This is a genomic window from Vibrio sp. N418 (genome assembly GCF_000222565.1).
GTDB lineage: Bacteria > Pseudomonadota > Gammaproteobacteria > Enterobacterales > Vibrionaceae > Vibrio > Vibrio scophthalmi.
Window position 1 is genome coordinate 26,446 of the sequence record NZ_AFWD01000054.1, and the last position, 25,741, is coordinate 52,186.

The 25,741-nt window shown below is 46.2% G+C and carries 21 protein-coding genes; 9 read left to right on the forward strand and 12 right to left on the reverse strand.

Annotated elements, in window-relative coordinates:
* Nucleotides 1-39: 39 nt before the first annotated feature.
* The 4 genes from rpmH to RH86_RS11490 form a co-directional block, all read right to left on the reverse strand.
* Nucleotides 40-174, reverse strand: coding sequence for a 50S ribosomal protein L34 (gene rpmH / locus RH86_RS11475; RefSeq protein WP_005378825.1), 135 nt, complete (start codon nt 172-174; stop codon nt 40-42).
* A gap of 227 nt (nt 175-401) precedes the next feature.
* Complete coding sequence (locus RH86_RS11480) at nt 402-1,139, reverse strand: amino acid ABC transporter ATP-binding protein (protein ID WP_009386300.1); 738 nt, start codon at nt 1,137-1,139, stop codon at nt 402-404.
* On the reverse strand, nt 1,136-1,807 hold the full coding sequence (locus RH86_RS11485) for an amino acid ABC transporter permease (RefSeq protein WP_009386301.1): 672 nt from the start codon (nt 1,805-1,807) through the stop codon (nt 1,136-1,138). The genes RH86_RS11480 and RH86_RS11485 overlap by 4 nt, the downstream gene beginning before the upstream one ends.
* A gap of 85 nt (nt 1,808-1,892) precedes the next feature.
* On the reverse strand, nt 1,893-2,651 hold the full coding sequence (locus RH86_RS11490) for an amino acid ABC transporter substrate-binding protein (protein ID WP_009386302.1): 759 nt from the start codon (nt 2,649-2,651) through the stop codon (nt 1,893-1,895).
* 424 nt (nt 2,652-3,075) lie between these two features.
* On the opposite strand from RH86_RS11490, the gene dnaA reads away from it, so the two are divergent.
* From dnaA to RH86_RS11515, 5 genes are all read left to right on the forward strand, one after another.
* A complete protein-coding gene (dnaA, locus tag RH86_RS11495) occupies nt 3,076-4,482 on the forward strand; it encodes a chromosomal replication initiator protein DnaA (RefSeq protein ID WP_005597299.1) in 1,407 nt (468 codons plus the stop codon).
* 86 nt (nt 4,483-4,568) lie between these two features.
* Nucleotides 4,569-5,669, forward strand: a complete 1,101-nt coding sequence (dnaN, locus tag RH86_RS11500; protein ID WP_009386303.1) for a DNA polymerase III subunit beta — start codon at nt 4,569-4,571, stop codon at nt 5,667-5,669.
* Nucleotide 5,670: 1 nt separating this feature from the next.
* On the forward strand, nt 5,671-6,750 hold the full coding sequence (gene recF, locus RH86_RS11505; RefSeq protein ID WP_005597303.1) for a DNA replication/repair protein RecF: 1,080 nt from the start codon (nt 5,671-5,673) through the stop codon (nt 6,748-6,750).
* 17 nt (nt 6,751-6,767) lie between these two features.
* Nucleotides 6,768-9,188, forward strand: a complete 2,421-nt coding sequence (gene gyrB, locus RH86_RS11510) for a DNA topoisomerase (ATP-hydrolyzing) subunit B (RefSeq protein ID WP_009386304.1) — start codon at nt 6,768-6,770, stop codon at nt 9,186-9,188.
* Between the two features lie 671 nt (nt 9,189-9,859).
* Nucleotides 9,860-10,297 carry an Hsp20 family protein gene (locus RH86_RS11515; RefSeq protein WP_009386305.1) on the forward strand — a complete coding sequence of 146 codons (438 nt, stop codon included), beginning with the start codon at nt 9,860-9,862 and terminating at the stop codon, nt 10,295-10,297.
* A 113-nt stretch (nt 10,298-10,410) separates the two neighbouring features.
* Here the strand turns inward: RH86_RS11515 and RH86_RS11520 are convergent, their stop codons facing one another.
* The 3 genes from RH86_RS11520 to glyQ form a co-directional block, all read right to left on the reverse strand.
* Nucleotides 10,411-11,658 carry a valine--pyruvate transaminase gene (locus tag RH86_RS11520; RefSeq protein ID WP_009386306.1) on the reverse strand — a complete coding sequence of 416 codons (1,248 nt, stop codon included), beginning with the start codon at nt 11,656-11,658 and terminating at the stop codon, nt 10,411-10,413.
* Nucleotides 11,659-11,864: 206 nt separating this feature from the next.
* Entirely contained in the window at nt 11,865-13,931 is a 2,067-nt protein-coding gene (glyS, locus tag RH86_RS11525; RefSeq protein WP_005597318.1) for a glycine--tRNA ligase subunit beta, read from the reverse strand.
* 3 nt (nt 13,932-13,934) lie between these two features.
* The gene (gene glyQ / locus RH86_RS11530; protein ID WP_005597320.1) at nt 13,935-14,873 is read right to left on the reverse strand and encodes a glycine--tRNA ligase subunit alpha; all 939 of its coding nucleotides are present in this window, start codon (nt 14,871-14,873) and stop codon (nt 13,935-13,937) included.
* Nucleotides 14,874-15,311: 438 nt separating this feature from the next.
* On the opposite strand from glyQ, the gene RH86_RS11535 reads away from it, so the two are divergent.
* The 3 genes from RH86_RS11535 to RH86_RS11545 all read left to right on the forward strand — a co-directional run bounded on the left by RH86_RS11535 (nt 15,312) and on the right by RH86_RS11545 (nt 18,330).
* Nucleotides 15,312-15,869 (forward strand): TMEM165/GDT1 family protein, encoded by a 558-nt coding sequence (locus RH86_RS11535; protein WP_009386307.1) that lies wholly within the window; start codon nt 15,312-15,314, stop codon nt 15,867-15,869.
* A gap of 312 nt (nt 15,870-16,181) precedes the next feature.
* A complete protein-coding gene (locus RH86_RS11540; protein WP_009386308.1) occupies nt 16,182-17,855 on the forward strand; it encodes an ABC transporter substrate-binding protein in 1,674 nt (557 codons plus the stop codon).
* 214 nt (nt 17,856-18,069) lie between these two features.
* Nucleotides 18,070-18,330 carry a hypothetical protein gene (locus tag RH86_RS11545; protein ID WP_009386309.1) on the forward strand — a complete coding sequence of 87 codons (261 nt, stop codon included), beginning with the start codon at nt 18,070-18,072 and terminating at the stop codon, nt 18,328-18,330.
* 59 nt (nt 18,331-18,389) lie between these two features.
* On the opposite strand, the gene tusA is transcribed toward RH86_RS11545, so the two are convergent.
* Nucleotides 18,390-18,638, reverse strand: coding sequence for a sulfurtransferase TusA (gene tusA, locus RH86_RS11550; protein ID WP_005597326.1), 249 nt, complete (start codon nt 18,636-18,638; stop codon nt 18,390-18,392).
* 485 nt (nt 18,639-19,123) lie between these two features.
* Here tusA and RH86_RS11555 point away from each other — a divergent pair, with 485 nt between their 5' ends.
* Nucleotides 19,124-20,065 carry a LysR family transcriptional regulator gene (locus tag RH86_RS11555; protein WP_009386310.1) on the forward strand — a complete coding sequence of 314 codons (942 nt, stop codon included), beginning with the start codon at nt 19,124-19,126 and terminating at the stop codon, nt 20,063-20,065.
* A gap of 105 nt (nt 20,066-20,170) precedes the next feature.
* On the opposite strand, the gene RH86_RS11560 is transcribed toward RH86_RS11555, so the two are convergent.
* From RH86_RS11560 to RH86_RS11575, 4 genes are all read right to left on the reverse strand, one after another.
* Nucleotides 20,171-21,151 (reverse strand): MDR family oxidoreductase, encoded by a 981-nt coding sequence (locus tag RH86_RS11560; protein ID WP_005597328.1) that lies wholly within the window; start codon nt 21,149-21,151, stop codon nt 20,171-20,173.
* 213 nt (nt 21,152-21,364) lie between these two features.
* Nucleotides 21,365-22,927 (reverse strand): threonine ammonia-lyase, biosynthetic, encoded by a 1,563-nt coding sequence (gene ilvA / locus RH86_RS11565; RefSeq protein WP_009386311.1) that lies wholly within the window; start codon nt 22,925-22,927, stop codon nt 21,365-21,367.
* A 3-nt stretch (nt 22,928-22,930) separates the two neighbouring features.
* Nucleotides 22,931-24,772, reverse strand: a complete 1,842-nt coding sequence (gene ilvD, locus RH86_RS11570) for a dihydroxy-acid dehydratase (RefSeq protein ID WP_009386312.1) — start codon at nt 24,770-24,772, stop codon at nt 22,931-22,933.
* A gap of 15 nt (nt 24,773-24,787) precedes the next feature.
* A complete protein-coding gene (locus RH86_RS11575) occupies nt 24,788-25,732 on the reverse strand; it encodes a branched-chain amino acid transaminase (RefSeq protein WP_009386313.1) in 945 nt (314 codons plus the stop codon).
* Nucleotides 25,733-25,741 lie beyond the last annotated feature (9 nt).

A 25,741-nucleotide genomic window follows, 5' to 3' on the forward strand; every position in this document is an offset into this window, starting at 1 on the left:
TCCCGATTGAACGCGTACGTATTCAAAATAAATTAATTATTATTTTGACAGGCGCGCACGGCCTTTTGCACGACGTGCATTGATAACCTTACGGCCGTTCTTAGTAGCCATGCGTGCACGGAAGCCGTGAGTACGCTTGCGCTTTAGAACTGTAGGTTGAAAAGTGCGTTTCATGATAATTACCTTACTGATCAGTAGTTTTAGGTTCTTTAGTTAACCCGGCGTGGGCATGTAGTCTTCTTTATATATATAGAGGACAACCGACGCCTCTCAACAAAGAGGCGGAATTGTAATCACACTCACAAATTGTGTCAACGACTCATGTGTGTGAAATTCCGCGTCGGGCGATTATACGTAGTGTGAGCAAAATCTCAAGGATCAAACGATCCTTATCTTGATCTTTATTTTGCCGACACCTGATTGAGAAATTTTTGCAATCTTGGATCTTGGGGATTATCGAACAACTCTTGTGGCGATCCTTGTTCAACAATATGCCCATCTGCCATGAAGATCACACGATCGGCAACTTCTTTGGCAAATTGCATTTCATGAGTGACCACCAGCATGGTTTGATGCTGGGTCGCGAGCTGTTTCATCAACTGTAATACTTCACCTACCCATTCTGGATCGAGTGCCGAAGTCGGTTCATCAAATAACAGCAGTTCGGGCTGAAGAGCCATCGCTCGGCCAATGCCTACACGTTGCTGTTGACCACCAGAAAGGGCGGCGGGATAGCTGTCACCTTTGTCGCTAAGTCCAATATTATCAAGTATTTGCTGTGCTTTTTCTAATGCAGCCTTTTTTGTCCAACCGCGCACAGTAATCAGGCCTTCAGCAATGTTCTGTCGTGCTGTCATATGAGCAAACAGAGCGTAATTTTGAAACACAAAAGCGGTTTTCCTTCGTAGCGCGAGTACTTCTGCTTTGCTGTGTTTCGCGGTATCGACGATGACATCATCAATTTGAATCGAGCCTTGATCGGCTTGCTCTAAAAAGTTTACGCAGCGTAATAGTGTCGATTTACCGGTGCCACTTGAACCGATAATAACGATGATCTCTCCCTGATTAATATCAAGGTCAATGCCTTTTAATATCTCGGTATCGCCAAAGTGTTTGTGAATGTTATTTAGTCGGATCATCGTAAATAGGCCCTATTTAATTTTACTTCTGCCCATGTTTGCACTCGGGTCAAAATCAGTACTACGCCCCAATAAATTAATGCAACGGCTAAAAATGCTTCAAAAAAGCGGAAACTCGAAGAGGCTTCCATCTGCGCTTTAGCCATAATTTCGGCTACGCCTAAGGTAAAAGCTAACGACGTTGATTTGATCATATCGATGAAATAGTTCATCAATGAAGGGAGAGCAACTCTGGTTGCTTGCGGCAAAATAATGCGGCGCATCGCTTGATTAGTGGTCATTCCCACAGACAAACTGGCTTCCATTTGGCTACGATCGATACCGATAATGGCGGCGCGAATCGTTTCAGCCATGTAGGCGGCGAAATGCAAAGTAAGGCCGATTACGGCAGCACTAAACGCATCGACACCGACCATGATCGGAAAGATTTGTGGTAAACCGTAATAGAGTAAAAATAGTTGTACTAACAGCGGTGTACCGCGGAAAAAGCTAATGTAGAGCTGACTGAGTTGATCAAGCACCGGGATGCGAAACACGCGAATATTGGCCAAAATGACCGCTAAAGTGAGTGCGAAAACCAACCCTAACGTGGCCATTTCCATTGTGGTGCCGAGATACTTAAGCAAGATCGGCATCAGTTCCAGCATGTAGTGAAAATCGAATCCCATAAATGTTTACCTAAAAGAGAAAGAAAAGGTGGAATAAATCCACCTTTGTTTGACGAGCCATTGGTGTGGCGAGTAATACAACGCTTTAGTGCGTAATGTCCGCTCCAAACCATTTCTCAGAAATCGTGGCTAATGTGCCATCGGCGCGCATAGCGGCGAGTGCTTGGTTGACTTCGCTTTGCAGTTGCTGGCCACGAGCGTTGTTTAAAAATGGCCAGGCGTTTTCGATGGTTTCAAACGGTTCACCCGCCAGCTGTAACGGAAGCCCAGTCTTTTTAATTAACTCTAGTGCAGAAAGGCGATCCATCACAAATGCATCGGCGCGACCTAACGCGACATCATGCTCAATACCGGTATCGTAAGTTTTGATCGTAATTTGGTTGTCTTTATCGTAGCTGCGCAATAGTTGCTCAAAGTTTGATCCTAAATTGACCGCCACGGTTTTTCCGGCCAGATCGGTCACGGATTGGATGCTGTCATTTCCCTTACGAACGGTAATTTGTGCGCCATCAACCACATAAGGATCCGCAAACAGGAATTTGGCTTGGCGCGCTTCGGTGATGCTGATTTGATTGGAGATGGTGTCGATACGACCTGTTTCCAGTAAGCCGAATAAACCAGAAAAGCTCGCGGTCACGTATTCCACTTGGTAGCCGTTACGTTGACCTATCTCATCCCATAAATCGACTTCAAACCCCTGTAATTTATCTTTTTCCACAAAAGTAAATGGGAAGTAGCGACCTGACATCCCCACTTTTACCTCAGTGATAGCGGCATCTGCGGCTTGTACGGTGGCAGCGGATAGTGCGATTGCAGCAACGGCTGCTTTAATCCAGTTTTTCATATTGAGACTCCATCTAATTATGGGAGTAAATACTACTGTCTGGTGACTTGATTCGATAAATAACCAAGAGCGATAACCTAGACAGGTTAGTAATAAGTTTATTGATAGTGGTTTATTCACATTGCATTGATGACAGGTAAGACGTTGTCCAATGACGAAAGATGACGTTGTGGATAACGTGATCAAAAAAACATTCATTCACAGAGTTATCACCAAAGTGATGATCTGAGTAAAAATAGGCAAATGTGGATCAAATTGTGGGTAAGGCTGGGGTGAGGTGTGATGATCCAGCGAATAATCACAAAATAATTGTGAATAACTTGGATCTTATTCACTGGATCACCGATCAATCGCTGGTGATCTTGGTTATCAACAGGTAAAATCGCTAATCTTTTCCGATCTATTTACTTCGAGTGGGGGCACTGTGTCATCTTCGCTTTGGTTGCAATGTTTGCAACAGCTTCAAGAAGAGCTACCAGCTACAGAATTCAGTATGTGGGTACGTCCGCTACAAGCGGAGCTCAGTGATAATACACTTACCTTATTTGCACCTAACCGCTTTGTGTTGGATTGGGTACGTGATAAGTATCTCAATAGTATTAATCGTCTACTGCAAGAGTACTGCGGTAACGATATCCCTAATTTACGTTTTGAAGTAGGTAGTCGCCCAGTTGCTGCGCCAAAACCGGCGCCGACTAAACGCACACCAGCTGATGTGGCCGCTGAATCATCAGCGCCAGCACAGTTGCAAGCGCGCAAGCCAGTACATAAAACCTGGGATGACGATAAAGCGTTGGCGGATATTAACCACCGCTCAAACGTCAATCCAAAGCACAAGTTTAATAACTTTGTTGAAGGTAAATCTAACCAGCTTGGTTTAGCTGCGGCTCGTCAGGTTTCTGATAACCCGGGCACAGCGTATAACCCACTGTTTTTGTACGGTGGTACAGGTTTGGGTAAAACCCACCTATTGCATGCGGTTGGTAATGCCATTATTGATAACAAGCCGAACGCGAAAGTTATCTACATGCACTCAGAGCGCTTCGTGCAAGATATGGTAAAAGCACTGCAAAACAACGCGATTGAAGAATTCAAACGTTACTACCGCAGTGTTGACGCGTTACTTATCGATGATATTCAATTCTTTGCTAATAAAGAGCGTTCTCAAGAAGAATTCTTCCATACCTTCAATGCGTTATTGGAAGGCAATCAACAGATCATTCTTACTTCTGACCGTTATCCAAAAGAGATCAACGGCGTAGAAGATCGTTTAAAATCTCGCTTTGGTTGGGGTCTGACCGTTGCGATCGAGCCACCTGAGCTTGAAACGCGCGTGGCGATCTTGATGAAGAAAGCGGAAGATCACCAAATTCACCTTGCGGATGAAGTGGCGTTCTTTATTGCGAAGCGTCTACGTTCGAACGTTCGTGAGCTGGAAGGCGCATTGAACCGCGTGATTGCCAATGCCAACTTTACCGGTCGTCCAATTACGATTGATTTTGTGCGTGAAGCATTGCGTGACTTGCTGGCTCTACAAGAGAAGCTGGTGACCATCGACAATATTCAAAAAACCGTCGCGGAATACTACAAGATTAAAGTGGCTGACTTATTGTCAAAACGCCGTTCTCGTTCCGTTGCGCGTCCTCGCCAGTTAGCAATGGCACTATCGAAAGAATTGACCAACCACAGCTTGCCTGAAATCGGTGATGCATTTGGTGGCCGTGACCATACGACGGTATTGCATGCCTGTCGTAAGATTGCTCAACTGCGTGAAGAAAGCCACGATATCAAAGAAGATTACTCTAACTTGATTCGTACCCTTTCATCGTAATTCGCGGTATTCTAGACAGTTGCTAATATTGGCTAAAGAATCGTAGCCAAACGTAAAGCCATAACGAATTCAAACAAGAGCGCATTATGAAATTTTCCATCGAACGTAGTCATCTACTTAAACCCCTGCAACAAGTGTCGGGTGCTTTAGGTGGGCGTCCAACACTGCCTATCTTAGGTAACCTCTTGCTTAAGGTTGAAGAAAATACCTTATCCATGACGGCCACCGATTTAGAAGTAGAGTTGATCAGCCGCGTCACGCTCGAAGGGGATTTTGAAGCTGGTAGCATTACGGTTCCATCACGTAAGTTCCTTGATATTTGTCGTGGCCTGCCTGATGACTCTGTTATTACCTTTATTCTCGAAGGCGACCGCGTTCAAGTGCGCTCTGGCCGTAGCCGTTTCTCATTGGCGACATTGCCAGCTAATGATTTCCCTAATATTGAAGATTGGCAAAGTGAAGTTGAAATATCACTGACCCAAGCAGAACTGCGCGGTTTGATTGAGAAGACACAATTTTCTATGGCGAACCAGGATGTACGTTACTACCTTAACGGCATGCTATTTGAAATCGACGGCACCACATTGCGTAGCGTGGCGACCGATGGTCACCGTATGGCGGTTTCTTTAGTTTCTCTAGGCGCTGATTTTGCAACTAAGCAGATCATCGTTCCGCGTAAAGGCGTACAAGAATTGGTGAAACTACTGGATGCACCTGAGCAGCCGGTTGTTTTGCAAATTGGTAGTTCAAACGTCCGTGCTGAAGTGAACAACTTTGTCTTCACTTCTAAGCTGGTGGATGGCCGTTTCCCTGATTATCGCCGCGTAATGCCGCAAACTACGACCAAAACCCTAGAAGCGGGTTGTGATGAGTTGCGCCAAGCCTTTTCACGTGCAGCGATTCTATCAAATGAAAAATTCCGTGGTGTGCGCGTTAATCTTGCTGATAATGAAATGCGCATTACCGCTAATAACCCAGAGCAAGAAGAAGCCGAGGAAATGTTAGACGTGACCTTTGAAGGTGACGCGATCGAAATCGGTTTTAACGTGAGTTATGTTCTGGATGTGCTTAATACGCTTCGTTGCGAAAAAGTACGCTTATCAATGTCAGATGCCAACGCCAGTGCGTTGATTGAAAACGCTGATGATGACAGCGCACTCTACGTGGTGATGCCAATTCGACTCTAGCATGCCGCTTTCTCGTCTAATTATTCAGCAATTTCGAAACATTAAAGCCTGTGATATTGACCTATCAGCAGGCTTTAACTTTCTTATTGGCCCAAACGGCAGCGGCAAAACCAGTGTCTTAGAAGCGATCTATTTGCTCGGACATGGTCGCTCTTTTAAGAGTTCGCTAACTGGACGCGTGATCCAAAATGAGTGTGACGAGCTGTTTGTACATGGCCGTTTTTTGAACTCGGATCAATTTGAGCTACCAATTGGCATTAATAAGCAGCGTGATGGCACGACAGAGGTTAAAATAGGCGGTCAATCTGGGCAAAAATTGGCTCAATTGGCGCAGGTGTTACCACTGCAACTTATTCACCCTGAAGGGTTTGATTTGTTGACGGATGGGCCAAAACATCGTCGTGCATTTATTGATTGGGGTGTGTTTCACACCGAAAATGCATTTTTTGATGCTTGGGGTCGCTTTAAGCGATTAAACAAGCAACGTAATGCGTTATTGAAAACGGCGCGCAGTTATCGAGAGCTCAGTTATTGGGATCAAGAAATGGCGCGTTTGGCTGAGAATATAAGCCAATGGCGCGCTCTGTATATCGAGCAGATGAGCGCCAAAGCTGAGCAACTATGTAAGCTATTTTTGCCAGAATTTGATATTCAATTGAAGTATTATAGAGGCTGGGATAAGGACACACCTTATCAGGAAATCCTCGAGAAAAACTTCGAGCGTGACCAATCGTTAGGTTACACCTTTAGTGGGCCAAACAAAGCGGATTTACGCATCAAGGTAAACGCAACACCAGTTGAAGATGTGCTATCACGTGGTCAACTTAAGTTGATGGTGTGTGCATTGCGCGTCGCGCAAGGACAACACTTAACGGAAATGACCGGAAAGCAATGCATTTACCTTATTGATGACTTTGCATCGGAATTAGATAGTCAACGTCGTAAGCGTCTCGCAGACTGCTTAAAAGAGACGGGGGCTCAAGTTTTTGTAAGTTCTATAACCGAAAGCCATATTGCCGACATGCGCGGTGAGAATGGCAAGATGTTCCATGTGGAACATGGCACAATAGAGCAACGATAAATAGCGGAAGATAATTCATGTCTGAAAATTACGATTCATCGAGTATTAAAGTACTGAAGGGTCTGGATGCGGTACGTAAGCGTCCAGGTATGTACATCGGCGACACGGATGATGGCACCGGTCTTCACCACATGGTTTTTGAGGTGGTAGATAACTCAATTGATGAAGCGTTGGCTGGTCACTGTAAAGACATCGTTGTGACAATCCATGAGGACAACTCAGTTTCAGTCAGTGATGATGGTCGTGGCATTCCAACCGAATTACACCCAGAAGAGAACGTTTCAGCAGCTGAAGTTATCATGACGGTTCTTCATGCTGGTGGTAAGTTTGATGATAACTCGTACAAAGTATCGGGTGGTCTACACGGCGTAGGTGTTTCAGTAGTAAACGCACTATCAGAAAAAGTAGAGCTAACGATTTGGCGTGGTGGTCATGTACATACACAGACTTACTGCCATGGTGAGCCGCAAGCACCTCTTACGGTGATTGCTGATACTGAAAAAACGGGTACAAAAATTCGTTTTTGGCCAAGTGATCAAACGTTTACGAACGTTCTTGAATTCCATTACGATATTCTTGCTAAGCGTCTACGCGAACTCTCTTTCTTGAACTCTGGCGTATCAATTAAATTGATCGATGAGCGTGAAGAAGATAAGAGCGACCACTTTGAGTTTGAAGGTGGTATCCAAGCTTTCGTTGAGCATTTAAACACCAACAAAACGCCTATCATTGAGAAAATTTTCCATTTCGATTTTGAACGTGAAGATGGCATCACGGTTGAAGTGGCGATGCAGTGGAACGATGGTTTCCAAGAGAACATCTACTGTTTCACTAACAACATCCCTCAACGCGATGGTGGTACTCACCTTGCTGGTTTCCGTGCGGCACTAACACGTACGTTAAACTCATTCATGGATAAAGAAGGCTTCTCTAAGAAAGCGAAGACGGCCACTTCAGGTGATGATGCACGTGAAGGTCTAACGGCTGTTGTTTCGGTGAAAGTGCCAGATCCAAAATTCTCAAGCCAAACTAAAGACAAACTGGTTTCATCTGAAGTGAAATCAGCCGTTGAATCGGCAATGGGTGAGAAATTAGCTGAGTTCCTAATTGAGAACCCAACCGAAGCGAAGATGGTTTGTTCAAAAATCATCGATGCAGCGCGTGCTCGTGAAGCTGCGCGTCGTGCGCGTGAAATGACTCGTCGTAAAGGCGCATTAGATTTAGCCGGCCTCCCAGGTAAACTGGCAGACTGCCAAGAGAAAGACCCTGCGCTTTCTGAACTCTACATTGTGGAAGGGGACTCTGCTGGCGGCTCAGCCAAGCAGGGGCGTAACCGTAAGAACCAAGCGATTCTGCCACTAAAAGGTAAAATCCTAAACGTAGAGAAAGCACGTTTCGATAAAATGCTCTCTTCTCAAGAAGTGGCAACGCTTATCACAGCACTAGGCTGTGGTATCGGTCGTGACGAGTACAACCCAGATAAACTGCGTTACCACAACATCATTATCATGACGGATGCTGACGTCGATGGTTCGCACATCCGTACGCTATTGTTGACCTTCTTCTACCGTCAAATGCCAGAGCTGATTGAGCGTGGTTACATCTACATCGCTCAGCCACCACTTTACAAAGTGAAGAAAGGTAAGCAAGAGCAGTACATCAAAGATGAAGATGCAATGAACCAATACCAAGTTGCTTTGGCATTGGATAATGCTTCTCTACACGTTAACGCAGAAGCGCCAGCATTAGGTGGTGAAGCGTTAGAGAAACTAGTACAACAGTACAACGCAACGATTAAATTAGTTGATCGTATGAGCCGTCGTTACCCTCGTGCGATGATTCATGAGCTGCTTTACATCCCGCGTATTACGGTTGAACAATGTAAAGAGACCGCGGCAGTTCAAGCGTGGACTCAAAACCTTGTTGATCAGCTAAATGCCAAAGAAGTGGGCGCAAGCCAATACAGCTTTGAAGTGGAAGCAAACGAAGAACTGGGTATCTTCTTACCTAAGATCGTTGTTCGTACTCACGGTGTGACGCATTACTATCCGTTGAGCGCAGATCTACTGAATTCAAAAGAATACGGCAAACTAGCCTCTCTTTCTGAAGCGTTAGATGGCTTAATTGAAGATGGCGCGTACATTAAACGTGGTGAACGTACTCAGCCAGTAGCAAGCTTTGCTGCAGCACTTGAGTGGTTAATCAAAGAGTCGCGTCGTGGTCTAAGCCTACAGCGCTACAAAGGTCTAGGTGAGATGAACCCAGATCAACTTTGGGAAACCACCATGGACCCAGAAACGCGTCGCATGATGCAAGTAACGATTGAAGATGCGGTAGGCGCAGACCAATTGTTTACGACTCTGATGGGTGACCAAGTAGAGCCGCGTCGTAACTTCATCGAAGAGAATGCGCTGAAAGTAGCGAACCTAGACGTTTAATCACTGCGATGCGTCGTTATTACGCATGATTTCTGCGTTCGGCGGACTCACATACACTTGTATGCTGCGTGCGCCTCGCTTGAACTAATGCGAACTAACTTAGCCTCGAAGCAATTAATGGTTTAGCTCTTTTCGTAGAGAAGATAAAAATGAAAGCACTGCCTTCGGGTGGTGCTTTTTTATTGGGTGAGAGAACCGAGATAAAGGCGTCGAGAACCGATATATGGCTGCTGTAACGCTTGGTTTTGAGAACACGACGTTTACACAAAAAGTGGCTGAGTGGCGTTTTTCATTCTCCGTATATTAGCGCGTCATTCTCGAGAGCGAGGAACGAGCGAGTCGGGGATCTTGGAATAGAAATAAAAAATTTCCAGCAGATCGCTTGAAAGTGGCTGGTTCAGGTCATATATCTATTAATGAAGAGGGAAAGCTGGCTTGCTCAACAAGAGAAGATTGGCACCTCTGAAATCGCTAAACGAGATCGCTCAGGAGAGGATACTCAGTGTTAGCCCACAACTTAACTCTCGATTCGACATCATGTCCACACACCTAAAGAGTAGGTCAGAGGAATGAATGATTGAATCCCTTAGCTCGGCGCTGTCTTGCATAAATGCGCCATATGGATGACCCCCATCCGGGCTGAGACTATTGCTTAAAAAGAGGATAGGATTATGCGTAATGTAGATTTCTCACCACTATACCGTAATGCAATTGGTTTTGACCGTCTGTTTAACTTGATGGAAAACCAAACAGCGAAAAACACATCTGGCGGTTACCCTCCGTATAACATTGAGCAAAAAGATGAGCATAACTTCCGTATCACTATGGCGGTTGCTGGTTTTGCTGAACAGCAGCTTGATCTGACTCAGAATGAAAATATGCTGATCGTGAAGGGTGAACGTAAAGCTGAAGAAGGCAAAAACTACGTTTATCAAGGTATCGCAGAGCGTGATTTTGAACGAAAATTCCAATTAGCGGATTATGTTAAGGTGGCCGGCGCTTCAATGGAAAATGGTTTATTGCATATTGATTTGGTTCGTGAAGTTCCAGAAGCAATGAAACCACGTAAGATTGCCATTGGTGGCAGCCAGTTGATTGATAACAACTAATTATTGTGACTATCGATCGCAACTCACCGCGAACGTTATAGAATGAGAAAGAGCGCCGTTCCATCAAGGAAAGGGCGCTCTTTTTATTTATAGGCAGAGTTGGATAGACTTGCTTAACCGGCGTAAGCTTTTGCCACTTCCTCTGCAATAATAGTAATGCCTTTTTGCATCATCTCATCATCTTGAACATAGTTCATACGCAAGCATTGATGCGCATGATCCCAACCTTCTTCCTGACCAATAAAGAAGTATTCACCCGGTACAATCAATACTCCACGTGCTTTTAAGCGCGCATATAATTCCATGGTGGTGATAGGCAGTTCGTCAAACCATAACCAAAGGAATATTGCGCCTTCTGGCTTATGGATACGAAAGCGCTCATCGGTGATCGCTTGTTGCAATAGCTCAACAGCACGCAGAGCCTTTTGTTGATAAAACGGTTTAATCACCTCGGTGCTGAGCTTGAGTAAATCGCCTTTTTCGATCATATGGTTAGCATAGGCTGGTCCGACACTGCTTGGCGCTAAACTAATGATGCCATTCATATTCGTCATCGCCGTAGTGATTGCTTCATTGGCAATCACAATGCCACAGCGCACACCAGGTAAGCCGAGTTTCGATAGGCTCATACACAAGATGGTGTTGTCATTCCAAAAAGGCTGAACGTCAGCAAAGATGATATTTGGGAACGGCAAGCCGTAAGCATTATCAATGATCAGTGGGATGTTGTGTTGGCGAGCCAGTTTATCCAGTTTATGGATTTCTTCGTCAGTCAGCACATTACCAGTCGGATTGGTTGGGCGTGATGCGCAGATCGCAGCAATGGAATCATCCACCGTCAGTTGTTCAAAATCGACGTGGTATTTGAATAAACCATTATCCAGTAGCTCAATGTCCGGTTGGTAGGAGATAAAGATATCTTCATCGATGCCTGCATCACCATAGCCGATGTATTCAGGTGCCAGTGGTAGTAAGACTTTCTTATGTGACCCATCAGCTTGTTTACCTGCCAATAAGTTAAATAAGTAGAAGAAGCCACTTTGGCTGCCATTGGTTAGGCTGATGTTCTTCTCACTGATATCCCAACCATAGGTTTCGCGGAACAGTTGTGCTAATGCTTTTACAAAAGCATCTTTACCTTGTGGTCCATCATAGTTGGCAAGCGCAGCTATGAGCTCTCCATTGGCGAGCATCTCGTCACTGGCTTGGTGAAAGTAATCGAGCATGGTAGGAATGGCGGCAGGATTGCCTCCTCCAAGCATGATGGCACCTGGCGTGCGTAGGCCATCATTTAAATCGTCCATTAACTGGGTTATCCCAGAGTATTGATTGAATTTTTCACCAAATTTAGAGAACTGCATGTGCTGTTAAACCTAATACATTGTGTTTGCTTTCATGTGCGTGGCGCCAGTACATTGCTGACGAATCGAGTAATCCTTGAACATACCGTAATGGATAAGAGACGCAAAGCACAAAATCGCAATTCAATAAAAAAAGCCCAACTCGATGAGCTGGGCTTTTTTACACTAGCGTTTATCCGCACAGATTGAACGTTTTATCTAGCCGACTACTTTTGCAGTAGAGAAATATCGGCAATCTGTAGGAATAGGTTACGTAGGTTGTTCAGTAGCGTCAGACGGTTTGTCTTCAGTGCTTCATCATCAGCCATAACCATTACGTTGTCGAAGAATGCATCTACTGGCTCACGTAGGTCTGCCAGTTTGCTTAGTGCTTCTTGGTAGTTACCCGTTGCGAACGCAGGCTCTAGCGCTTCTGTCATCACTTCAACGCTTTCAGCTAACGCTTTCTCTGCATCTTCTTGCAGAAGTGCTAGATTGATTTCAGAGGCAAGTTCGCCATCGAATTTCGCTAGGATGTTACCCACACGCTTGTTCGCGGCTGCCAGTGCTTCTGCTGCGTCTAGCTCACGGAAGTGAGATACCGCTTTAACACGTTGGTCGAAATCAGCTGGTTTCGTTGGACGACGTGCCAATACCGCTTGAATGATATCGATGCTAAAGCCTGCGTCTTGGTACCATGCGCGGAAACGACCTAGCATGAATTCAAGTACGTCAGCTTCAACGTTCGCGTTAGTTAGCTTGTCGCCAAGTAGCGATTTCGCTTTCGCGATCAAATCAACAAGATCTAGGTTGTAGCCGTTTTCAACGATGATACGTAGTACACCAAGAGATGCACGACGTAGTGCGAATGGATCTGAACCTTTTGGTGCTTGGCCAATACCGAAGATACCTACGATAGTGTCTAGCTTGTCTGCCATCGCGACAGCTGAAGAGATACCTGTGCTTGGTAGGTCATCACCAGCGAAACGAGGCATGTATTGCTCGTAAAGTGCTAGAGCAACTTGCTCATCTTCACCATCATGCGTTGCGTAGTGCATGCCCATAACGCCTTGGGTATCGGTAAATTCGAATACCATCGAGGTCATTAGGTCACATTTCGCTAGCAGGCCAGCACGCTGAGATTTCTCGACGTCAGCACCGATTTGCTCAGCAATGTAGCCAGCAAGTTCAGTGATGCGGTCTGTCTTGTCTTTGATCGTACCAAGTTGCTTCTGGAAGATCGCCGTTTCAAGTTGCGGCAGGCGATCAATCAGCGGGCTCTTACGGTCAGTATTGAAGAAGAATTCTGCGTCCGCTAGACGTGGACGAACCACTTTCTCGTTACCTTCGATAACGTAGCGAGGTTCTTTCGACTCAATGTTTGATACAAAGATGAAGTTTGGTAGTAGCTTCTTGTTGTCATCGTAAACAGGGAAGTACTTTTGGTCACCTTTCATGGTGTAAACCAAGGCTTCAGAAGGGACTTTTAGGAACTCTTCTTCAAATTTGGCGGTTAGCACAACTGGCCATTCAACCAATGAAGTCACTTCTTCAACCAAGTCATCTTCTAGATCCGCAACACCACCTACCGCTGCTGCTGCTTTTTGAGCATCAGCCAGAATGATGGCTTTACGCGCATCATAATCGGCCATTACCTTGCCGCGCTCTTCAAGAATCGCAGGGTATTGATCGGCAGAATCAATCGTGAACTCGCGCTCACCCATGAAGCGGTGACCACGTAGAGTACGTGCAGAAGCCACGCCAAGGATTTCACCTTCGATTAGCTCATCACCAAGTAGAATCGTTAGCGTTTTTACTGGGCGAATAAATTGAATGTCAGAGTTACCCCAACGCATTGCTTTAGGGATTGGTAGGTTTGCGAGTGCTTTCGCAGCAAAATCGACCACAAGCTCTTTAACTGGCTGACCTTTCACTTCTTGTTTGAACAGTAGCCATTCACCTTTGTCTGTCACCATGCGCTCTGCTTGGTCAACAGTGATGCCACAACCACGTGCCCAACCTTGAGCTGCTTTGGTTGCGTTGCCTTCTGCATCAAACGCAGCAGCAACGGCAGGACCACGTTTTTCAACGATTTTGTCTGCTTGGCTTGCTGCTAGGTTTGCCACTTTAAGCGCAAGGCGACGAGGGGTCGCGTACCACTTAAGATCGTCAAATGCGATTTCAGCGTTGTTTAGTTCTGCAGCAAAGTTTGCGGCAAACGCTTCTGCTAGTGAGCGAAGTGCTTTCGGTGGCAGCTCTTCGGTACCTAGTTCAATTAGAAAATTGTGCGCCATGGGTTACTTCTCCTCGTTATTCGCTTTTTGTTCTGCAGAGCGGCACATTGGGAAACCCAGTGCTTCACGCGATGCGTAGTACGCTTCTGCGACAGACTTAGTCAGATCGCGGATACGAAGGATGTAACGTTGACGCTCAGTAACTGAGATAGCTTTACGTGCGTCTAACAGGTTAAAAGCATGGCCTGCTTTTAGGATGCGCTCGTAAGCTGGCAGAGGTAATGGCTTCTCAAGTTCAAGTAGCTTTTTACACTCTTTCTCACACTGCTCAAAGAAGCCGAATAGGAATTCAACGTCTGCGTGTTCAAAGTTGTAAGTTGATTGCTCAACTTCATTTTGGTGGAAGATATCACCGTAAGTGACGTTTGAACCGTCTGGTGCGACGTTCCATACCAAGTCGTACACTGAGTCAACTTCTTGGATGTACATTGCTAGACGTTCAATACCGTAAGTGATCTCACCAGTCACTGGCTTACACTCAAGGCCGCCAACTTGTTGGAAGTAAGTAAACTGCGTTACTTCCATACCGTTTAGCCAAACTTCCCAGCCAAGACCCCAAGCACCCAATGTTGGGTTTTCCCAGTTGTCTTCAACAAAGCGAATATCGTGAACAAGCGGATCGACACCAAGAACTTCAAGCGAGCCTAGGTACAACTCCTGAATGTTATCTGGAGATGGTTTTAGAGCTACTTGGAATTGATAGTAGTGCTGCAGACGGTTCGGGTTTTCACCGTAGCGACCATCGGTCGGACGACGTGAAGGTTGAACATACGCTGTTGCCATTGGCTCTGGGCCAAGTGCACGTAGACATGTCATTGGGTGAGAGGTGCCAGCACCTACTTCCATATCTAGCGGTTGAACAATCGTACAACCATTTTGAGCCCAATAATCCTGCAGCGCGAGGATCATTCCCTGGAAGGTTTTGATATCGTATTTTTGCATAGTCAGGTTCGCGCGATTCTTCTGAATGATTTAAAAAAAATAACAATCAAGTATACCCAGATATTGTAGATGGGAGTAGAGGCAATGTTGCTTATTTCATAGCCAGAAAGGTTAAGTTTGCCTATTTCTCCGCATATTTATCTCTAAACGGCTTAAATCGAATTTGAAGGGGCATTTTTCGTTACAGCTCGAGGGTTGCAGTTGGCGGGGGCGCTGATTAGAATTGCGCCGTCTTTGGGGAGTAGCTTGCTTAATTCATCGTCTGATGGGTTAAGTTTGTTCGTCAACATAATTGGTGCAAAATCACCATGGCGTCCAAGGCTTGCCAAGCTCGGCAAGTTTAGCAAGACCTTAGACAAATCATCATGAACCAGGGTGGGGAGTGAGGTTTGTCTTTGGTACTTATTATAATAATCCCCGCCCTGCAATGAGCATGTTGTGAGTGTATTCGTTCTATCTTTAACCACGGTTGCGATCGCGGAAATCGGTGACAAAACCCAATTATTGTCCTTGGTTCTTGCCAGTCGGTATCGTAAACCCATTCCTATTATTTTGGCGATCTTATTCGCCACGCTGATCAATCACGCTTTGGCCGCTTGGCTTGGAGGGCTGGTGGCGGATTATTTGTCCCCTGAACTTTTGCGTTGGGTGATCGCTGCGAGTTTCTTGTTGATGGCGGGTTGGGTTTTAATTCCAGATAAGCTTGATGAAGAGGAGGCTTACAGTGGCCGTAGTGCTTTTATTACCAGCTTTATCGCTTTTTTTATTGCTGAGATCGGTGATAAAACCCAGATTGCGACCTCAATACTGGGTGCTCAATACACCAATGCTTTATTGATGGTAATTATTGGCACAACGCTTGGGATGATGTTGGCGAATGTGCCTGTGGTATTGATGGGTAAAGTGTCGGCCGATAAATTGCCATTGGCGTTGATTCGTCGCATTAGCGCGGTGCTGTTTCTTTGCTTGGCGATTGGTGCGGCGTTTTATAACTAAAATGTCTTAAATAATGAGCATAATTAGCAGTGATGAATGGGTGAAGTTTTAATCAGCTCGCATTTTGTTTAGATTAATAAAAGCGTGCTTTTTAAGCGAAGTGTTGTAATTTTCTACCATTTTAAAACATAAAATTTGAATTGAATCGCTAATTTATCGCGAAGCAAGAAAAAAAGATGTCGCTCAAGAGTCAAACAGAAGGTTGAATGTAACATACGTGCAACCTTTTGTTTTGTTTGGTGATTTTGGTTGGATTGCTGCCTGTTGGGAAAGTGGTTATTTTGTGTGCGTATCCATTCATTAGGTATCACTATGAAAAAGACCTTACTCTCTGCAGTGATCGGTACTGCATTAACGTTATCTGCGCAATCTGTGGTTGCTGCTGATCTGGATAGTCTGTCTAAAGTGACGATTATTCCTCACCACTATACTTCTTTGATTCGTAATTTTAACCCATATGCCGTTTCTCGCTTGCACACCGCGCGTGATTTCATTTATGAGCCGCTGGTGGTGTTTAATGAGTTAAAAGGTAATATCCCAGAGTACCGTCTCGCGACGGGTTATCAGATGAGTGATGATCTTCTCAGCATCACTTTTGATTTACGCGAAGGGGTGAAATGGTCTGATGGCGAAACGTTTAATGCTGACGATGTGGTTTTCACGTTTAATTTAGTGCAAGCACACCCAAGTATCGACGATCGTGGTATTAACACCAAAATTAAGTCGGTAGAAAAGCTGGGACCTTACCAAGTTCGTTTTCACCTTAATGAAGTGAACACCAACATCAGCTATGAGATTGTTCAAGTACCGATTGTACCTGAACATCAATGGAAGAGTGTTGAAGATCCAGCTGTATTCACTAACTCGAACCCTGTTGGTACTGGCCCGTTTACTGAGCTGCCACAATTTACCACAACCCTATTCTTGCAGTGTCGTAACCCGAACTACTGGGACAATGCTAACCTAGAGGTTGACTGTTTACGCATACCGCAAATGAGCCACAATGATCAGGTGTTGGGTGAATTAATGAATTCCAACATCGACTGGGCGGGTTCATTCGTACCGGATATCGATCAAACTTATGTTGCGACATCGCCTGATCATGGCTACTGGTATCCGCCTGCAGGGACACAAGCCTTTGTGTTTAACTACGAATCGAAAGATAAGGTTAAACATGAAGTTTTGAGCGATGTTGAGTTCCGCCGTGCTTTCTCAATGGCTCTGGATCGTCAAACACTGATTGATATTGCTAACTATGGTAATGGGGTACTAAATGATTTTGCCTCAGGTTTAGGCTATGCGTTTGAAACATGGTCGGATGAAAAAATTCATAATAAGTATAAGCCGTTCATGACCTACTCAGCAGAAAAAGCCAAAGCGGCTCTCGCGAAAGCAGGCTACAAAGACATTGATGGTGATGGCTTTGTTGAATCGCCATCAGGTGAAAAGTTTGAGTTGAATATTCAATCGCCGCAAGGTTGGACGGACTTTAACAATACCGTAATGCTCGCGGCAGAACAGCTGACGGACGTTGGTATAAAGGTGAAGCCTCGTACACCTGATTTCTCGATCTATAATCAGACGATGATTGGTGGAGATTACGATATTGCTTACACCAACTACTTCCATGGTCCAACGCCGCATACTTATTGGGACAGCGGTTACCACTCGCGTCTGCAAGCTTCTGAAGGTATGCCTCGCTTTGCGATGCACCACTGGAAAAACGCTGATTTGGATAAGTTGCTAGACAGCTTCTACAAAACAGCGGATAGCCAAGAGCAGCGCCAAATTGCGAATAATATCCAAGCGTTGATTGCTGAAAATCAAGTGACGGTTCCGGTATTATCTGGTCCTAACTTCTACCAATACAACACTAAGCGCTTTACTGGCTGGTGGACAAAAGACAACCCTAAAGGTCGTCCTATGATTTGGGAAGGAACACCAGAGCGTCTACTGCACGTGTTGGATCTAAAACCACGTAGCTAATAATCTGCGGATTAAAGTGACCTCATGCGATTCAGGCTCTAACCTTTGGTTAGGGCCTTTTTCTATCTTGTTACATTGAGCTGTGCGTTCAATATGTTGTTAGAGATCGGTGATCGTTTGAAGGTAAAATCGGTGAAATGCGTGACCGATGACATATAAGTGTCATCATTGTCATGCTACTTTAACCATAACAATAGTGGTGGAGGGCGACAGTATGCTGACACGTTATATGGGGATGTCCCCAAAGAGTCAAAGCTATCTATTTACTTTTGGTTTGGTGCTGACATTGCTTGGCATGATGCTGACCGACATGTGGTTGCCGATGGTTGCAGGTGCGATCATTTTGGCGGGATTAACGGTTGAATCGTGGATTCGTGTCGCCCATATAATTCCGATGCATGAAGAGATGCGAGCGATGCAAAAGCAGATTCACAAGCTGCAGGCGGAAATTAGAACCATAGAATACGACGAATAATCAAACGGCTGCCTAGGCAGCCGTTTTTCATTTTATCTCTCTACTGAACTGAGCGAAGTTTAGCTCAACCCCTTCTTAATGAGATACAGGTAAGGCAGTTGTTCGGTTTGCGCAGCAACTAATTGATGATCCATAAAGCGGCAAAAACTCGGAATGTCACGAGTGGTTGATGGGTCATCTGCTTTGACGAGCAGTACATCCCCTTCTTGCATGTTACGGATTGTCTTCCTGACCATCATCACTGGCTCTGGGCAGCGTAGTCCTTCTGCTTCTAGAGTATGCGTAGCCTGTTCTGGATTGAATGTCATGGTCGTCACTTGTTTGCTTTACGAGGCGCTGATAATACGCGTGGAGAAAAAATATTCAATAATCACTTGGCAAAGTGATCATTTTGTTTTAATTTAATTAACAAGTTGGTAACAATTAATTGTGACCAAGGAGTTTTAAACGTGCTTGAGTTGTCGTCTGCCGCGATAAACCCATCGATTTAAGGCTCTATCTGTATAAGGCGACGTCTGATGTAGCTTGCCATTTAAGCCATAATTGTAGGGATTTGGCTTAAAGAGTCCAGAGGCAAGGGTTGCTTTATCACATCGTATATCAGCACACGGTATTGTTTCCACACGACTACATTCCGACACTATCCCCAGTTTTCTTGGGCTTCCCCGCCGAAAGGCGGGATTTTTTTTCCAGTCATTTATCGAGAGCGACCGACAGTTATCGCGATGATGACTCGATAAATTCCACTTGTTAATAGTACACTTAGAGCATCAATCGAGCTTGGATGAGTGAAGTGGAACTAGAAGATATCTATCGTCGTGATTTGAATTTATTGGTCGCACTGCGAGTGTTAATTGAAGAAAGCAGTGTCAGCAAAGCGGCGACGCGACTCAACCTCAGTCAGTCGGCGATGAGCCGAGTGCTAGGTCGCTTACGCACCTTACTCAATGATCCACTGTTTACTCGTCAAGGACAGCAACTGATCCCAACCGAAAAAGCGTTAGAGATTAATGCGCGTTTAGGGGACCCGCTGGAGTCGTTACGTCAACTGCTGTCACCTCGTGAGTTTGATCCACAGCGTTGCGAGCAAACCTTTACCATCGCGACGACCGATTATGCATTACAAACGATTTTGCCGTTTGCGCTCCCCCGCATCTATCAAGAAGCGCCGCTGGTATCGCTTAATTTCTTGCCATTACAGCATGACCGATTGGCCGATCAGTTGACCTACGAAGGGGCAGATTTAGCGATTTGTCGTCCGATTGGGACCGTTGACCCTTTATGTAGTGAAGTCATTGGCCGCGTTGGCGTATTTTGCTTGCTCTCTAAACAGCATCCGCTGGCGGAGCAAGAGATGAGTCTAGACGATTATCTTAGCTATCCTCACGCGATGATTGCAGTGAGTGATGGGGTGAAAGCACTAATAGAACAAGCCTTGGTTGGTCACCCACAGCGTCGTATGGTGTTGCGGGCTTATCATTTGGAAGCAGCATTGGCGATTGTGGATACCATGCCGTTGATCATTACGGTTCCCGCTGATTTGGCTTATTTGGTTGCTGAGCGTTATGACTTGGTGGTGAAACCGTTGCCGTTTCAATTCACGCCCTTTGACTATTCATTGATTTGGCATCCGCGCTGTGAGCATTCACCAGCCCAAGAGTGGTTACGAGCGATTGTTAAAGAAGAGTGCAGTCGTCTGATTGCCAAACGTATTGAAGATATGGGTTTAGATTGATTAGAAATGTCATTCCGGAATAGAGGAACGGCATGTTAGGAATCTCTAGCGTATAGAGACTCCTTACTCGATCGTTCCTCACTCTAAGGGATGACTCAGAAGCGCTTAGAGCTTGATCACAACACGACCAGTCACTTGACCATTGGTGATGTCTTCAGCGTATTTTGGTGCTTCAGCCAATTCTACTTCAGTACATGCTTGTTCAAAGTAGCTGTCTGGTAGTAGCTCAACCAGTTTTTCCCATGCTGCGATACGTTTTTCAAATGGGCATGAAACTGAATCTACCCCTTGTAGGCGTACGTTACGTAAGATAAACGGCATAACCGTCGTCGGAAGGTCAAAGCCGCCCGCAAGGCCACAAGCGGCTACTGCGCTGTTGTAATCCATTTGTGCCAGTACTTTTGCCAGTACGCTGCTACCAACGGTGTCTACCGCACCTGCCCAGATTTGCTTTTCTAGTGGGCGAGCTGGCTCAGCAAATTCGCTGCGATCGATAATACGACTAGCACCTAGTTTTTCTAGTAGTGGACCATTTTGTTCAACACGACCCGTCACGGCTGCCACTTTGTAGCCTAGCTGAGCAAGCAGTGTTACTGCGACAGAGCCCACGCCACCACTTGCGCCTGTAACGAGAACTTCACCCGCTTCAGGTTTTACACCGGCATCCAGCAGTGCTTGTACACAAAGCATTGCGGTAAAGCCAGCTGTACCCACCATCATCGCTTTTTTGCTGTCTAAGCCTTGTGGTAGTGGTACTAACCAATCTGCTTTTAGGCGAGCACGTTGCGCCATTCCGCCCCAATGATTTTCACCTACGCCCCAACCAGTCAGTACAACATGGTCACCCGCTTGGTAACGGTTGTCTTCTGAGCTAATCACCGTACCCGCAAGGTCAATACCCGGTACCATTGGGAAGTTACGAATGATCTTACCTTTACCGGTGATTGCTAGGCCGTCTTTAAAGTTTAAAGAGGAGTAATCCACCTCGATCAATACATCGCCTTCAGGCAGTTGTGATTCATCGATCTGCTCGATAGCAGCAATGGTACGTTTTTCTTCTTGGTTTAAAATCAGAGCGTTAAACATAGGTTTCTCCACTTAGGGACAGCAATAAATTAACTAACGATAGTGTAGTCTGGAATGTGGTATGACGAAAATGAAACTTTAGCATTGAGTCTATGCGCTTTGCGCATAAATAGGGTGCGTTTACTCCATTAGAATAGAACAAAGTCAGCCGAGAGGGCTGACTTTGTTGAGTGGTTTCTATCAGACCGCAGAAAGCGGCTGACGATTGACGTATTACGACAAGAAGAATTGATAAGACGGGTTGTTAGTTTCGTCTTTGCATTGATAGCCTAATTCCCTTAAATGCAGTGAGAAGCGTGCTAAATCTTGCTCATCTAATTCAAAACCACACAATACTCGTCCATAATCCGCGCCATGGTTGCGGTAGTTGAACAGGCTGATATTCCAATGGGTACCCAGAGTGCTAAGAAATTTCAGCAGTGCGCCGGGATATTCTGGAAACTCAAAGCTGTATAACCGCTCTTTTAGTTGTTTCGATGGTTTGCCTCCAATCATGTAACGTACGTGCAGTTTGGCCATTTCATCATCGGAGAGATCGACAACCGGATAGCCACCGGCACGCAGATCTTGGATGATGTTGTCTAACTCACTTTGGCCGTCATTGAGGCGAACACCAACAAAAATGTTGGCTAAGGAATCGTCGTTATAACGGTAGTTAAACTCCGTCACGGCACGGCCACCAATCAAATTACAAAATTCAAAGAAAGCGCCTTGGCGTTCAGGAATCGTGACGGCTAATAAACCTTCACGCTTCTCTCCCAACTCACAACGTTCTGATACGTAGCGTAAACCGTGGAAGTTAGTGTTGGCGCCCGACAAAATCGTGCCTAAACGCTTCCCCGTCAGTTGCTGTTTATCGACATATTTCTTCAAGCCCGCGAGTGCGAGAGCACCAGAGGGCTCCGCAATGGCGCGAGTATCTTCAAAGATATCTTTCACTGCCGAGCAAATTTCGTCGCTTGATACCGTAACGTGACCATCGATGTATTTTTGGCATAAACGGAAAGTTTCGTCACCAATGCGTTTTACCGCTACGCCATCGGCAAACATGCTGACTTGATCAAGAACCACCGGCTCACCCGCATCCAGTGCGGCCTTTAAGCAGGCCGAATCTTCCGGTTCAACGGCGATGACTTTAATTTCAGGCATCAGTTGTTTGACTAATACGGCAACCCCTGCGGCTAAACCACCACCACCGACCGGTACGAAGATGTAATCCAAGTGCCCATTTTGTTGCAGCATTTCCATACCAATTGTGCCTTGGCCTGCAATCACCAGAGGATGATCAAATGGGGGCACGAAGGTGTAGCCATGCTTGGCTGATAAGCGCTCCGCTTCGGCTTTGGCTTCATCGAAGTTGTTGCCGTGTAGAACCACTTTGCCGCCAAAACTGCGTACTGCGTCTACTTTGATATCTGGCGTGGTTTTTGGCATCACGATGGTGGTTTTAATGCCAAGTTTCGTACCAGATAACGCCATTCCTTGGGCGTGATTACCCGCTGACGCTGCAATTACGCCAGCAATTTTTTGTTCTTCAGTTAAGCTCGCGACCATATTGTAGGCACCGCGCAGTTTAAAAGAATGGACAGGTTGGCGATCTTCGCGTTTGAGCTGCACTTGATTATTTAATCGTGCAGACAAGCGAGGCATCGCTTGTAGAGGTGTGACGGTCGCCACTTCATATACCGGCGCGCGCAGCACCTGACGCAGATAATCTGCGCCAGATGGTAGGGCTTGGTCGGGCGATAGAGTCTCTACCAATCCTTTCATGACCATTGATTAGCCCTCGAGTTTGCTTTTATCACGTACCGCACCTTTATCAGCGCTGGTGGCTAGACTGGCATAAGCTTTTAGCGCTAATGACACGGTACGTTGGCGATCGACTGGTTTCCAGCCGAAAGCATCTTGCTTAGCGCGGCGCTCGGCCAATTCTGACTCACTTACTTGCAGTGAGATTGAGCGGCTTGGAATATCAATGGCAATAATATCGCCATCGTTCACCAAACCAATGGTGCCACCACTCGCCGCTTCTGGTGAAACGTGACCGATTGATAAACCTGAGGTACCGCCAGAGAAGCGGCCATCAGTTAATAGCGCACAAGATTTGCCTAGCCCCATTGATTTTAGGTAAGTGGTTGGGTACAGCATTTCTTGCATACCTGGGCCACCTTTCGGGCCTTCATAGCGGATCACGACCACATCGCCTGCTTTGACTTTGCCACCTAAAATGCCGTCAACCGCGGTATCTTGGCTTTCAAATACCACCGCAGGGCCTTGGAATACAAGGCTACCTTCATCAACTCCGGCTGTTTTAACGATACAACCATCTAGCGCGATATTGCCCGAAAGCACCGCTAGGCCGCCTTCTTGGCTAAAGGCGTTTTCTTTGGTGCGAATACAACCCTCTACGCGGTCATCATCAAGACGATCCCAACGACAATCTTGCGAGAACGCCTTGGTGGTACGAATGCCCGCAGGGCCTGCGCGGAAGAACTTCAACACCGCTTCATCTTCGGTTTGCATGATGTCGTATTGAGCGAGCTGCTCTTGCATGGTGAGACCAAGCACAGTACGAGTTTGGTTATTGAGTAATCCAGCACGATCAAGTTCGCCGAGAATCGCCATTACGCCACCCGCACGGTGAACATCTTCCATGTGATACTTTGGCGTTGATGGTGCCACTTTACATAAGTGCGGCACGCGGCGAGACATCTGGTCGATGTCATTCATATCAAAGTCGATCTCACCTTCTTGCGCGGAGGCGAGCAGGTGCAGAACGGTGTTGCTTGAGCCGCCCATCGCGATATCCAGCGCCATCGCATTCTCAAATGCAGCGCGATCCGCGATATTGCGTGGCAGTGCAGAGGCGTCATCTTGCTCGTAGTAACGACGAGTCAATTCGACAATACGTTTACCGGCATTGATAAACAGTTGCTCACGATCGGCGTGCGTTGCCAGCATTGAGCCGTTGCCTGGCTGAGATAAACCCAGCGCTTCGGTCAAACAGTTCATCGAGTTGGCGGTAAACATGCCTGAACATGAACCACAAGTAGGGCAGGCAGAGCGTTCCACTTGCTCACTTTGTTCATCGGAAATGGTTGGATCGGCACCTTGGATCATCGCATCAACTAGATCTAGCTTGATGATTTGATCGGACAGTTTGGTTTTGCCCGCTTCCATTGGGCCGCCAGATACAAAGATTACGGGGATATTTAGGCGCATCGCGGCCATCATCATCCCCGGAGTGATTTTGTCACAGTTAGAGATACACACCATCGCATCGGCGCAGTGGGCATTCACCATGTATTCAACTGAATCGGCGATCAGTTCACGTGAAGGCAGCGAGTACAGCATGCCGCCATGACCCATCGCGATACCATCATCAACGGCGATGGTATTAAATTCTTTAGCGATGCCGCCAGCTTTTTCAATTTCCCCTGCGACCAGTTGGCCCATATCTTTAAGATGGACGTGGCCGGGAACAAACTGGGTGAAAGAGTTCACTACCGCGATAATCGGCTTACCAAAATCTTCTTCTTTGACGCCGGTGGCACGCCATAATGCGCGTGCGCCTGCCATGTTACGACCGTGGGTGGTGGTGGCAGATCTATATTTAGGCATATCCTTATTCCTCTACTACTTTGCGGCTTCTTGTGAGTAAACGTAATCTAACCAACCCCACTTATCTTCAGTGGTGCCATTGAATAGACCAAAATACGCCGCTTGCAGCGCTTTGGTTATTGGGCCTCGTTTACCACAACCAACTTCAATTTTATCGACAGTGCTTACTGGAACCACTTCTGCAGCGGTTCCGGTCATGAATACTTCATCAGCAAGGTACAGTGCTTCACGAGCAATATTGGCTTCGCGAACTTCGTAACCCATATCGCGTGCCAGTGTCATGATCGAATCACGGGTGATACCCGGTAGGATCGCGCTGGTGGTTGGTGGGGTCAAAATGACGCCATCTTTAATGACAAAGATGTTCTCACCGGCACCTTCTGACAGGTAGCCATCAACGCTCAGTGCAATCCCTTCGTCATAGCCATGACGACGTGCTTCACCGCCAACTAGCAGCGATGAAAGATAGTTACCACCCGCTTTGGCGGCTGTTGGGATGGTATTGGGTGCGGCGCGGTTCCAACTGGAAATCATCGCATCGACCCCTTTTTCTAACGCTTCCTCACCAAGGTATGAACCCCATGGGAAGGCGGCGATGATTAATTCCATTGCGGTATCTGCCGGTGGGCAAACACCTAAACCGACGTTGCCAACAAAGCCGAGTGGGCGAATGTAGGCGCTTTCGAGTTTGTTTTGACGCAAGGTTTCACGAGTGGCTTCCATGATTTCATCGACCGTATAAGGGATTGGGAAGCGGTAGATTTTTGCTGAATCTTTCAGGCGTTGTGCGTGCTCACGGTGACGAAAAACAATCGGGCCTTTAGGCGTGTTGTAACAACGTACCCCTTCAAATACGGATGTGCCGTAATGCATTGCATGCGTGAGTACGTGAACGTTCGCTTCAGCCCAAGGCACCATTTCGCCGTTAAACCAAATATAATCTGCTGTATTTGTCGCCATTGTATTGCC